Source organism: Streptomyces yatensis (genome assembly GCF_018069625.1).
Lineage (GTDB): Bacteria > Actinomycetota > Actinomycetes > Streptomycetales > Streptomycetaceae > Streptomyces > Streptomyces yatensis.
The window spans coordinates 7,324,829-7,337,214 of record NZ_CP072941.1; the positions used below are offsets into that span (position 1 = coordinate 7,324,829).

Genomic DNA, 12,386 nt, shown 5'->3' on the forward strand with positions numbered 1-12,386 from the left:
CCCTCCCGAGTGTGTGAGTGCGCCCAGGTGTGTGCGTGGTCATCGTTCGCTCCTGGGGTCGAAGGAGGAAGTGCGGCCCAGCTCCTCGAACAGCTCCCGCTCCCGGTCGCTGAGGCTGGGCGGCACCATGACACGGATCTCCGCGAACAGATCACCGTCAGGGCCGCGCGGGTTGGGCATGCCCTCACCGCGCAGCCGCAGCCGGCGGCCGCTGGAGGACCCGGGCGGAACCGTCACCTTCGCCGTGCCCCCAGGCGTGGGCACCGGAACGGTCGCACCCAGGGCGGCCTCCCAGGGGGCGACCGGGAGGGTGACATGGATGTTCCGGCCCTCCAGCCGGAACCGCGGATGGGGCTGGATCCGCACCCGTAGATACAGATCCCCCGCCGGTGCGTCCCCGGTGCCCCGGCCGCCCTGCCCGGCCAGCCGGATCCGCTGCCCGTCCACCACACCCGCCGGAACATCCACCTCGAACGTGCGCTGCCCCGACGGCCCCGCCAACGTGACCGTACGACGGCCGCCGTGAAAGGCATCCTCCACGGTCAGCGGCAACTCCGCCTCCTGATCGGCCCCGGGGATATCCACACGCCCACCCGCGCCGCCCGGGCCTGCGCCGCCGCCGAAGAACGAGCCGAACAGGTCCTCGAAATCCACACCCCCGCCCCCGGCGTCCTCCCCGAAACCACGCGTGAACCGCACCCGCCCCCCCTCCCCGGCGGTCGTCCACCCACGAAAACCACCACCGGCACCCGCACCGGCACCGGCACCGGCACCCGCGGCGACGCGTTCCTCCCAGTCCTCGGGGATCTTGCGGAAGTCCTCACCGAACCGGTCATAACGCGCCCGCGCCTTGGGGTCGGACAGCACGCTGTAGGCGTCGTTGAGCTCCTTGAACCGCTCCTCCGCGTTCGGATCCTTGTTCACATCAGGATGCAGACGCCGGGCCCGGGTGCGGAACGCCTGCTGGATCTCATCCTGACTCGCACCCCGTGAAACACCGAGCACCTCGTAGTAATCCCGTGCCATCGCCGGCTCACTCCCGCCTCGCCACGGCCACCGCCACCGGCCTCAGCTGGTTCCCGGGATCCCCATAACCAGGACGCAGGACCTGGACCACCGTGCCCGGCTCCGCCTCGGGATCCTCCACCACACCGACCACCTCATGCCTCGCCGGATCGAACGGCACCCCCGTCTCCCCCTGCCGCTCGTAACCCAGCTGAGCCAGCGTGTTCACCGCCTGCTCACGGATGGCCTTGACACCCTCCACGATCGAGCCGGGATCCGCCTCGGCATGAGAGAGAGCGAGTTCGAGATTGTCGATCACCGGCAGCAGAGCCGCCGCCGTACGCGCCCGCTCCGCGGCCCGCTCCCGCTCCACCTCCCTGGCATGACGCTTGCGCAGATTCTCCACATCGGCCACCGCCCGCCGCCAACGGTCCTCCAACTCCGCCAGCGCAGCAGCCTGCTCATCCGATGCGGCAACGGCAGGGCCACCGGCCGCGTCCGGACCCGGCCCCTCCCCAACCGCCCCCCGCGCCTCCACGGCGCCCGGCGCGGGCAGCCCCTGCCCCTGCTCCTGCCCCTGCTCCTGCTCCGTCACGGCGCCCTCCGGCACCGGTTCGGGCTGCTGCGGTTGAGTGGACATCGCGGCCTCTCCGTCAGCCTTCCTCTGCCTTCGCCGTATCGCTCGGGTCAGCCGTATCGGCCGGACCCGTCGTACGGGCCCGGTCGGTCAGCCCTTGTCGAACTCGGCGTCGATGACGTCCTCATCGCCCCCGCCTCCGCCGGCCCCGGCCCCGGCATCCTGGGCGCTGCCCTCACCCGCACCCGCCCCGGCACCGGCGGCTCCGGCTGTCTCGTGGGCGGCCAGGCCCGCGTAGACCTGCTGGAGCTCGGAGGCCAGTGGCCTGGTCCTGTCGACCCCGGCCTCGTTCCTGACCGCCTCACGGGCATCGTTGACCAGCATCTCGGCACGCGACCGCTCATGCGAGGGCACCGCATCACCCAGCTCAGCAAGACGCTTCTCCACCTGATAGGCGATGGCATCCAGCTCATTGCGCGCATCCACGGCCTCACGCAGCGCCTGGTCCTCACCCCGGTTGCGCTCCGCCTCCTGCACCATCCGCTCGACCTCACCACGGTCCAGGTTGCCGGTCTCGGTGATCTGGATGGACTGCTCCTTACCCGTGTCCTGGTCGCGCGCGGTGACGTTCAAGATGCCATTCGCATCGATATCGAAGGTCACCTCGACCTGCGGCTCACCCCGCGGCGCCGGACGGATACCCGTCAGCTGGAAACGCCCGAGCACCCGGTTGTCCGCGGCCCGCTCACGCTCACCCTGCAAGATCACGATGTCCACCGCCTGCTGATTGTCCTCAGCCGTGGAAAACGTCTCCGTCCGCCGCACCGGAATCGTGGTATTCCGCTCGATGATCTTCGTCATCACCCCACCACGGGTCTCCACACCCAGCGACAACGGCGTCACATCCAGCAGCAGCACATCCTTGACCTCACCCTTGAGCACCCCCGCCTGGATCGCGGCACCCAACGCCACGACCTCATCAGGGTTCACGCTCATATTGGGCTCCTTGCCCCCGTCAACCGCCGCACCAGAGCCTGCACCGCCGGAATCCGGGTCGACCCACCGACCAGGATCACCTCGTCGATATCGCTCTCACCCGCCTTCGCATCCCCCATGGCCTGCTGCACCGGCCCCAGACAACGCTCCACCAGATCCGACGTGATCTGCTCGAACGTCGACCGCATCACCGTCTCCGTCAGATGCTTCGGCCCGGAAGCATCCGCCGTGATGAACGGCAGACTCACCTGCGTCTGCGTCACCGAACTCAACTCGGTCTTCGCCTTCTCCGCAGCCTCGAACAACCGCTGCAACGCCTGCGGATCCTGCCGCAGATCAATGCCGTTCTCCTGCTGGAACTTATCCGCCAGATGATCCACCAGCCGCCGGTCGAAATCATCACCGCCCAGATGACTGTCACCCGCCGTGGAACGGACCTCCACCACCCCGTCCCCCACATCCAGGATCGACACATCGAACGTGCCGCCCCCCAGATCGAAGACCAGAACCGTCTCATGACCCTTCTTGTCCAGGCCATAAGCCAGCGCCGCCGCGGTCGGCTCATTGATGATCCGCAGCACCTTCAGACCCGCGATCTCACCGGCATCCCTGGTCGCACTGCGCTGAGCGTCGTTGAAATACGCGGGCACCGTGATGACCGCCTCCGTCACCCGCTCACCCAGCTGCTTCCCCGCATCATCGGCCAGCTTGCGCAACACCTGCGCACTGATCTCCTCCGGCGAATACAGCTTCTCGCGCACCTTGAACCGGGCCAGACCCTGCTCATCCGGCACCACGTCATAAGCCACCGCCCTGGCCTCACCGGACACCTCGTCGTAATGCCGGCCGATGAACCGCTTCGCCGAATAGATAGTGCCCTTGGGATTGAGAATCGCCTGGCGCCGGGCCAGCTGCCCCACCAACCGTTCACCGGTATCGGTGAACGCCACCACCGACGGCGTGGTGCGGCTCCCCTCGGAATTCGGAACAACCGAGGACTCACCACCCTCCCACACCGCGATCACCGAATTAGTGGTGCCCAGATCAATACCGACTGCCTTGGCCATGGCAACTCCTTCCGGGACGGCCCCGGGCCGCAGTCAACGCCCGGTCGGCCGCGGGAGCGGATCGGTGAGCAGACCTCTAGACAAAGAGTGACAAATCGGACCACGGCCGGTCCAGTGCCCGGGGGTCGAATATCGGCGCCCCGAGTGCACCCATGGGACGGGCATCCGCGGTCAGCCCGGGGCGAGGTCCTGCTCGACCCAGATCGTCTTGCCGTCCGGGCCCTGCCGGGTGCCCCAGCGCGTCGCCAGCTGGGCGACCAGCATCAGGCCGCGGCCGCCCTCGTCGAAGAGCCGGGCCCGCCGCAGGTGGGGCGCGGTGCTGTTGGCGTCGGAGACCTCGCAGATGAGGCCGCGGTCGCGGATCAGCCGCAGCCGGATGGGCGGACGGCCGTAGCGGATCGCGTTGGTGACCAGTTCGCTGACGATCAGCTCGGTGGTGAACAGCGTCTCCTCGAGACCCCAGGCGAGCAGTTGCCCGGTGGTGTTCCGGCGGGCCTCGGCGACGGCCGCCGCGTCCGCGGGGATGTCCCAGGTGGCGACCCGGTCGGAGGCGAGCGGCCGGGTGCGGGCGAGGAGCAGGGCGATGTCGTCGTCGGGACGGACCGGCAGCAGGGCCCGCAGGACGTTGTCGCAGAGCGCCTCCAGCGACGGGGCGGGCCGGCTCAGGACCTCGCGCAGCGTCTCCAGCCCCTCGCCGATCTCGCGCTCGCGGCCGTCGACCAGACCGTTGGTGTACAGGGCCAGCAGACTGCCCTCGGGCAGCTCCGTGTCCATGACCTCGAAGGGCAGCCCGCCCAGCCCCAGCGGCGGACCGGTGGGCAGATCGAGCGGCTCCGCGGCGGCCTCCGGGCCGGCCACCAGCGGTGCGGGATGGCCCGCCGCGGCGATGGCGCAGTGGCGGGAGACCGGGTCGTAGACCGCGTACACACAGGTGGCGCCGAACGGCCCGAAGCTCTCGGGCTTCTGGTCCGCGGACAGCCGGGTGACCAGGTCGTCGAGATGGGTCAGCAGCTCACCGGGCGGCAGATCGATATCGGCCAGGATGCGTACGGCCGAGCGCAGCCGTCCCATGGTGGCGGCCGCCTCGACGCCGCGGCCCACCACATCGCCGACCACCACGGCGGCGCGGGCTCCGGACAGCGGAATCGCGTCGAACCAGTCGCCGCCCACCCCGGCCCAGGCGCCCGCGGGCAGATAGCGCGAGGCGATCTCCAGCGCCGTCAGCTCGGGCAACTCCTGCGGCAGCAGGCTGCGCTGCAGGGTTTCGGCCGTCCTGCGTTCCCGCAGATAGCGGCGGGCGTTGTCGACACAGACGGCCGCCCGGGCGGTGAGCTCCTCGGCCAGCATCGTGTCGTCCTCGGTGAAAGGCGCCGATGTGCGGTGGCGGGCGAAGAGGGCCGTACCGAGGGTGACTCCGCGGGCGCGCATCGGCGCCACGATCACCGAATGCGCTCCGTGCTCGCGGATCCGGGCGGCCCGGCCGGGGTCCCTGGACTCCCAGTGCGCCAGCAGGGGCTCGTCCACCTGGTGCCGCGCGGCCCGGCCCTCGATCAGGCACGTCGCCGTGGGGGAGTGCCGGGGATGTGTGGCCAGCTCCCCGACCCCGACCAGCGCCTCCGGGGCGCCCTCGAGGACGGACCGGTGGGCCGCGCGCCGCAGGGTGACGGGTTCGTGCAGCGGCCCCGCCGGGGGCTCGTCGCCCCGGTGGAGGAAGGTGAGCAGATCGACGCTGGCGAAGTCGGCGAACCGGGGGACCGCCACCTCGGCCAGCTCCCGGGCGATCCGGTCCAGGTCCAGGGTGCTGTCCAGCCGCGCGCCCGCCTCGCTGAGCAGCAGCAGCCGCTGCCGGGCCTCCTGCTCGGCGGTGGTGTCGCGCGCCGCGAAGCACACGCCGCACCGCTCGCCGGTCCCGCCCGCCAGCGGGGCCAGGGAGACCGACCAGGCGTGCTCATGGCTCTCGCCCGGCCCCCGCAGGTGCGTCTCCAGTTCGAACCGTTCGCCGCTCTCCAGCACCTCCCGCATGGCCCGCTCGACCCGCTCGCTCTCCCCGCGGCCGACCAGCTCCGTCAGCCGCAGCCCGCGCATGTGGTCCTCGCCGCGGGCGGTGGCGGCCTGCATGTCGGCGTTGGCCCGCGCCAGCCGCAGCTCGGTGTCGAAGAGCGCCAGGACGCATGGGCACTGGGCGAACGCGCGGTCCGCCGGCGCGCCCGGCTCCTGGGACTCCCGGCGGGGCGGCTCCTGGGGCGGCGGCTCCCGGGGCGCGGCGCAGACCAGCAGCCAGCCCGCGGATCCGTCGCCCACCGGGCCGCGCTGGGCCAGCAGCTCGACCTCCACCCGGTGGCCGTCCCGGTGGCACAGCGCGATCCGTCCGCTCCACCGGGGCTCGTCCGGCGGGCACGGGCCGGTTCCGCACGCCCTGTCCCCGACGGTCCTCCCGGCGCGCAGCTCGGCCGCCGCCCGTCCTACGACGTCCTCGGCGCGGTAGCCCAGCAGCCGCCGCGCGCCCTCGCTCCACCCGGTCACCACGCCGTGCTCGTCGACCGTGGCCGTGGCCAGGTCGGGGGCGCCGGGCGGGGGGTTCGGCCGGACGCGGCGGGTGGCGGGGTCGGGGGGTGTCATCCGATATCGCCTCGACGGCTCAGGGATCCGGCGGTCGCCACTCGATCATCAAAATCGTGGCGTCGTCGCTGAGTTGGCTGTGCCCGTGGCCGAGGATGGCGTGGATGAGCAGCCGGAGCACCTCGGGGGCGTTCTCCCCGGCGGCCGTCGAGCGGATGATGTGGTCGGCGAAGCGCTCCGGGCCGAACTGCTCGCCTGTCTCGTCGCGCGACTCCACGACCCCGTCGGTGTAGAGCAGGATCCGGTCGCCGGGCTCCAGGACCGTCTCATGGATCCGGCGGGGCGCCGCCGACAGCCGCGGGGGCAGCCCCAGCGGCGGTTCGGCGGCGCGCTCCAGCTCTATGTCCAGCAGCCGCTGGCGGCGGATGACCAGCGGGGTGGGGTGGCCGCAGTTGGACCAGCGCAGCGCCCCGCTCGGCATGTGCAGCCGGAGGAAGACGCCCGTGCAGAACTGGTCCGGAAGCCATTTGGCCAGCGCCTCGTCCACGGTGGTGACCAGCTCCGCCAGGTCGGCGCCGGTGCGCCGGGCATTGCGGCTGCCCGCCATCGCCACGGAGGTGGTCAGCCCGGAGGCCAGATCGTGGCCCATGGCGTCGAGGATCGTGGCGTGCAGGACGTCCTCGGTGAACGAATGGTCGAAGGCATCGCCGCCCAGCTCGTACGCGGGTTCCAGAACGGCCGTCGAGATCACCCGGCCGGTGCCGATCGAACGCGGCGGGAGGAAGGCCCGCACCATCTCGGTGGGCAGCTCCATGGCCCGGGTCCGGGTGCGCCGGGCGAAGCTGTCGATGGAGGTGCGCTTGGAGGTGATGACCAGGGAGAGGAGCGAGGCCAGCGTCCGGCAGCGCCAGAGCGTGAGCGCGTCCAGGGTGTCCATGCACAGTTGCAGCACCCCCAACCGCTCCGCGCCGTTCGTCAGCGGCAGCCAGACGTCCAGCCCGCCCTGGTCGTCCTCCTTGACCCGCACGGTGCAGGTCCGATACGCGAATCCGGCCAGCGAGTCGTCGAGGTCCAGACGCGGTACGTCCTCGTCGAGCGGGATCAGCAGCCGCTGCTGGAGGTCGATCAGGAAGACGACCGCATGGCCCATGTGCATGGCCGCGGTGTAGCGGTCCAGGGCTCCCGGGAGCTCCGCGGGTGAAGCCTCGTGGGACGCCCGGAGCAGCTCGTCCAGCGACTGCTCAGCAGTCTCGGCCGAGGTCGACACGCTCGCGTCCACCATGCGGTCCACCATACGGCGGCGGACCGCCGTACGCCGGGACGATCACGGGGGCGTGGGCACCGGCTCCCGCGCCGACTCGCGCACGGGGTCCCGCACCAGTTCCCGCACGGGTTCCCGGGGGACGGTGGCGGGCTCGCGCACGGCCTCATCGGGTGCGCGGCTCTCCGGCACGGCTATCTCGCGTACGGCCGCGTCGCGTGCGGTGGCCCGCCGTACGGTCGCGGCGGCCTCCCGTACGGCCACGGCGTCCCCGCGCACGTCCGCGCCCGCCTGGGGAGCCCGGGAGAGCAGGACCACGCCGCGCGCGGCCGCCGCCGCGCCCGCGGCGGCCAGGGCCCAGCCCGCCGGGCCGCCCCGGAAGCGCTCGTCCAGCAGGACGATCCCGATGGCGGCGGCCGCCACCGGGTTGGCGAGGGTCAGGGTCGCGAGGGGTGCGCCGAGGCCGCTGCCGTAGGCGCTCTGGGCCAGCAGCAGACCGCTCACCGCGAAGACCGCGACCAGAACGGCCACGATCACGGCCCGCCAGGACACCAGGGCCGCCCCGGGGACGCGGGAGTCCGCGAGCGCGACCGTGAGGGTCTGGGTGAGCGCCGAGGCGACGCCGGAGGCGACCCCGGACGCGGTGGCGTGCCGCAGCCCCCGGCCCGGCGTCCCGCGTCCGGTGCGCCCCGGCCGGACGCACAGCGCGATGAACACCAGGACGACGCCCGCGAGCCCGGCCGCCTGCGGCAGGCTGAGCGTGTCGCGCGGGGTCTCCCCGGCGGTGACCGGCAGCAGGGCGCCGAGGCCGAGCAGTGCGAGGGCCACGCCCCGCCACTCCTTCCGGGCCACCCGCCGCCCCGCGAGCCGCGCGCCCAACGGCACGGCCGCGACCAGGGTCAGCGCGCCGAGCGGCTGGACCAGGGTGAGCGGTCCGTACCGCAGCGCGGCCACATGCAGCAGGGCACCGGCGGAGTTGAGGCCGACGGCGCCCCACCAGGCACCGCGCAGCAGCAGTCCCGGCATGCGGCCCGGCCGCCCGCCGGCGGCCAGCCGCTCCTGGGCCACCGCGGCGGTCGCGTAGGCGACGGCCGAGGCGAGCGCGAGCGCGACGGCTATGACGGTCGGGTTCATCCACCGTGCCTTCCTCTGGGCGCCCATCTGCCTGGCGCCATCGGCACACAAACGTATCGATACGAGAGTGTACCGGTTCGGAGCTGTATCGGTACATGGGTGTATCGGTACGAGGATGTGTCGGTACACTGCGTGGTCGGGGGTCCGGAGTCCGGTGACCGAGGAGGAGAGCCGATGGCGACGCAAGGCCCGGAGACGGCCGCGCCGCAGCGCCGTTCAAAGATCAGCCCCGAGCGGGAGCAGGAGTTCTACCAGGCGGTCCTGGACCTGCTCCAGGAGGGCGGCTACGAGGCCCTCACCATCGAGGCGGTCGCCGCCCGCACCCGCGCCAGCCGCTCCACCCTCTACCGGCAGTGGTGCAGCAAGCCCCAGCTCGTCGTCGCCGCGCTGCGCTCGTGCAAGCGCCCCTTCGCGCTGGAGGGCATCGACACCGGCTCGCTCGCGGGCGATCTGCGCGCCGTCGCGATGGCGGTGGGGGAGGCGGGGGAGGTGTGCGGCGGTGACACGGCGCTGGTGTACGCCGTCGGGCACGCCGCGCTGCAGGACCCCGATCTGCTGCAGGCGCTGCGCGCCGCGCTGATCGAGCACGAGGTGAAGACGATCCAGGCGATGGTCCGCCGGGGCGTGGAACGCGGCGAGGTGGCCGCGGACAACCCCGCCGTCGAGTTCGTCCCCACCCAGCTGATCGGCGCGATGCGGGTCCGCCATCTGCTGGAGGGCCGGTTCGCCGACCGCGACTATCTGACCCGCTTCCTCGAGGCGTCGGTCTTCCCCGCCCTCGGGCTGGCGCCGTAGGGGGTGTCCGGCGGGCCCTGGAGCCTGCGGCGGGCCGGTCCCCTCCCCGCCCCTTCCCGAAACCGGGGCTTCGCCCCAGGCCCCGGGGGTCCGGGCGGGCGGAGCCCCTGCCATGCGGCGGAGCCGCATGGCAGTGCGGCGGGAAGGGGCGGCGAGGGGAAAATCGGCCGGGCTGCCGGCCCGTCAGATCACGGGCGGGCGGCCCAGTTTGGTCATCCGCCACACCGTGCGCCAGCGCATCGGGCGGCGGCGGCCGCAGGAGGTGCGCAGCCCCTCCAGGAAGCCGCCCGCCCAGGCCCGCAGCCCCGTCAGTGAGCGGGTGCGGGCGAGTGTGAGCAGCGTCCAGGTGCCGAGGTAGAGCGGGACCAGCGGCAGCGGCAGATGGCGGCGGGCCAGCCAGACCCGGTTGCGGGCGGTCATCCGGTGGTAGACGGCGTGCCGGGCGGGGGAGGTCCTGGGGTGCTGGAGCAGCAGCTCGGGGGCGTAGACGACCTTCCAGCGCGCGTCGAGCGCCCGCCAGGCGAGGTCGGTCTCCTCATGGGTGAAGAAGAACGCGTCCGGCCAGCCGCCGATCTGCTCCAGCATCGCCACCGACAGGGCGTGGCCGCCGCCGAGGAAGGTGGTCACCTCGCCGCCGCGCATAGGATCGGAGGTGCGCAGCCGGGGCACGTGGCGGCGCTGGGTCTCGCCCGTCTCGTCGGCGATGCGGAAGCTCACGATGCCCAGGCGCGGGTCCTCGGCGTACAGCTCGCGCACCCTGCGGAAGACGTCGGCGTCCACCAGCAGCCCGTCGTCGTCGAGGTCGATGACGACGTCCACGTCGCCGAAGTCGCGCAGCCGCCGCCAGGCGACGTTACGGCCGCCCGAGACGCCGAGGTTCTCCTCCAGTTCGACCGCGGTCACCTCGGCGGGGAACTCCGGGAGCGGGGAGCCGTTGCCGACGACCACGATGCGGGCCGGCGGCACGTCCTGCTTCGCGACCGACTCCAGCAGGGCGGCCACCTCTCTGGGCCGGTTGCCCATGGTCAGGACGGCGATACCCAGGCGTGGTTCGGGGGCGGCGGACACGGTGGGACTCCAGAGCTCGGGTGCGATGCCCGCGATCGTAGCCGTTCACCCGGAAGGACACTTCCGTACGGCTGATGTTCGTCAAGGACCGAGCGGCCGGCCTCGAAGAGCGAGCGGAACAAAAAGACCGAGCAGAACGACAGGGCGGAACGACAGGGCGGAACGAAGAGACAGGGCAAGAAGACTGGGCGGGGCGATCAGCCGTCGAGCGCGGCGAGGGCCTTCCTGGCCGCGCTGATGGCGCCCTTACGGATCGCATCGCCGTCGGCGGCCTTGTGGCTCTCGAAGTCGCCGCCGTTGTAGGTCACGGTGACGGTGGCGTTGTCCTGGTGGACCGTCACCACCGCCTCGCGGATGCCCTGGTCGTCGTCCTTGGTGGTCTTCTCGGTCACCGACGCGTCGTCGCCGAGGCCGGGCACCGCGCTGCCGCCCTCGCTCCCGCTCGTCTTCCCGGCGGTGCTCTTGACGTCGTAGGCGATGTCCAGCCAGCGGTAGTCGAAGTCGTCCAGGGCGTGCCAGGAGCAGCCCGTGCGGCGGCCGAGGTCGCTGGACTTCAGCTCGTTCCCGGTCGCCTTGGCACCCGGCACCAGGTCCTTGATCATCGACTCCGGGAGGGTGGTGCACGCCTCCGCGGGCGGCTTGGCGTAGCGCGGCGCGGCGGCGCCGGTGGCCGGGGCCGAGGTCTGCGGGGAGGGGCCCGCCGGGGTGGCGCCCGCGTCCGAGTCGTCCGACGTCGTCAGGGCCACCCCCGCGGCGGCGATGACGGCGACGGGCAGCAGACGGGCGACCAAGGTGAGCGGCAGAGAACGCACGGCGGTCTCTCTTCGTTCGGATGGCGGTCGTGGGGCGGTGGTGAAGGGTGTGGCGCGGTGGGAAACGACCCTGCCATATGGAGCGGGCGTCGAACAGTCCGGGGTGGGAGAGGGCGCCGGTGCGGAGGTGGGTGAGCGGGTGCGTCGGCGGTGGCGGCGGAGCCGCTGTGCCGATGGAGTGAATTGCCCGCATCCTCACATTATCTCCACAATTGGAGGGTTATCTAGGACGGGTGACGATCCCTCATCCGTCAGCCGCGGCCGATGTACGGCATCGCCGTCGCCATGACCGTCGCGAACTGCACGTTGGCCTCCAGCGGCAGCGACGCCATATGCCGCACCGTGCGCGCCACGTCGGCGACGTCCATCACGGGCTCGACCGCCACCTCCCCGTTCGCCTGCGGTACACCGGCGGACATCCGCTCGGTCATCTCGGTCGCCGCGTTGCCGATGTCGATCTGCCCGCAGGCGATGCGGTACCGGCGCCCGTCCAGCGACAGCGACTTGGTGAGCCCCGTGACGGCGTGCTTGGTGGCGGTGTACGCCACGCTGTCCGGCCGGGGCGCGTGCGCCGAGATGGAGCCGTTGTTGATGATCCGTCCGCCTTGTGGCTCCTGATCCCGCATCAGCCGGAACGCCGCCTGGGCGCACAGGAACGCGCCCGTCAGATTGGTGTCCACGACCGACCGCCAGTCCTCGTGGGCCAGGTCCGCCAGGGCCACCCCGCGCGGGCCGAAGCTCCCCGCGTTGTTGAACAGCAGATCGAGCCGTCCGAACCGCTCCCGCACCGCCGCGAAGAGCGCCGCCACCCGCTCCGGCCTGGCCACATCCGTCGGCACCACGGGGGCCGGCGGGCCGCCGCCGGCCAGCCGCGCCGTCTCCGCCAGGGCCTCCTCGCGGCGCCCCGCCAGCACCACCGACCAGCCCGACTCCAGGAGTTCGAGCGCCACCGCCCGGCCGACCCCGGAGCCCGCGCCCGTCACCACCGCCACTTTCGACACCACCGACACACGACCGTCGCTCATGGCGCCGCAGCGTACGCCACGTCAGTTCGCCCTGTGGACATGTCGATTCGCCGCAATGGTCCCTTCCGGCAACGGACCTCACCCAGC

Annotated in this window: 9 protein-coding genes and 1 pseudogene; 1 reads left to right on the forward strand and 9 read right to left on the reverse strand. The window is 72.2% G+C overall.

Going from position 1 to position 12,386, the window contains the following annotated elements; translation table 11 throughout:
• Nucleotides 1-39: 39 nt before the first annotated feature.
• From J8403_RS30495 to J8403_RS30520, 6 genes and pseudogenes are all read right to left on the reverse strand, one after another.
• Complete coding sequence (locus J8403_RS30495; protein ID WP_211125970.1) at nucleotides 40-1,026, reverse strand: DnaJ C-terminal domain-containing protein; 987 nt, start codon at nucleotides 1,024-1,026, stop codon at nucleotides 40-42.
• A 7-nt stretch (nucleotides 1,027-1,033) separates the two neighbouring features.
• The gene (locus J8403_RS30500; protein ID WP_211125971.1) at nucleotides 1,034-1,645 is read right to left on the reverse strand and encodes a nucleotide exchange factor GrpE; all 612 of its coding nucleotides are present in this window, start codon (nucleotides 1,643-1,645) and stop codon (nucleotides 1,034-1,036) included.
• A gap of 87 nt (nucleotides 1,646-1,732) precedes the next feature.
• A pseudogene (gene dnaK / locus J8403_RS30505) lies at nucleotides 1,733-3,645 on the reverse strand (molecular chaperone DnaK).
• Between the two features lie 171 nt (nucleotides 3,646-3,816).
• Nucleotides 3,817-6,264, reverse strand: a complete 2,448-nt coding sequence (locus J8403_RS30510; protein ID WP_211125972.1) for a SpoIIE family protein phosphatase — start codon at nucleotides 6,262-6,264, stop codon at nucleotides 3,817-3,819.
• Between the two features lie 19 nt (nucleotides 6,265-6,283).
• Nucleotides 6,284-7,486 carry a PP2C family protein-serine/threonine phosphatase gene (locus tag J8403_RS30515; protein ID WP_211125973.1) on the reverse strand — a complete coding sequence of 401 codons (1,203 nt, stop codon included), beginning with the start codon at nucleotides 7,484-7,486 and terminating at the stop codon, nucleotides 6,284-6,286.
• Between the two features lie 42 nt (nucleotides 7,487-7,528).
• Nucleotides 7,529-8,599, reverse strand: a complete 1,071-nt coding sequence (locus tag J8403_RS30520; protein ID WP_211125974.1) for a DMT family transporter — start codon at nucleotides 8,597-8,599, stop codon at nucleotides 7,529-7,531.
• A gap of 174 nt (nucleotides 8,600-8,773) precedes the next feature.
• On the opposite strand from J8403_RS30520, the gene J8403_RS30525 reads away from it, so the two are divergent.
• Complete coding sequence (locus J8403_RS30525) at nucleotides 8,774-9,394, forward strand: TetR/AcrR family transcriptional regulator (protein ID WP_211125975.1); 621 nt, start codon at nucleotides 8,774-8,776, stop codon at nucleotides 9,392-9,394.
• A 183-nt stretch (nucleotides 9,395-9,577) separates the two neighbouring features.
• Here the strand turns inward: J8403_RS30525 and J8403_RS30530 are convergent, their stop codons facing one another.
• The 3 genes from J8403_RS30530 to J8403_RS30540 all read right to left on the reverse strand — a co-directional run bounded on the left by J8403_RS30530 (nucleotide 9,578) and on the right by J8403_RS30540 (nucleotide 12,299).
• Nucleotides 9,578-10,417, reverse strand: a complete 840-nt coding sequence (locus tag J8403_RS30530) for a glycosyltransferase family 2 protein (protein WP_246586396.1) — start codon at nucleotides 10,415-10,417, stop codon at nucleotides 9,578-9,580.
• A 242-nt stretch (nucleotides 10,418-10,659) separates the two neighbouring features.
• On the reverse strand, nucleotides 10,660-11,274 hold the full coding sequence (locus J8403_RS30535; protein ID WP_211125976.1) for a hypothetical protein: 615 nt from the start codon (nucleotides 11,272-11,274) through the stop codon (nucleotides 10,660-10,662).
• A 251-nt stretch (nucleotides 11,275-11,525) separates the two neighbouring features.
• Nucleotides 11,526-12,299: an SDR family oxidoreductase gene (locus tag J8403_RS30540; RefSeq protein WP_211125977.1), complete on the reverse strand. Its 774-nt coding sequence runs from the start codon at nucleotides 12,297-12,299 to the stop codon at nucleotides 11,526-11,528.
• Nucleotides 12,300-12,386: the final 87 nt, after the last annotated feature.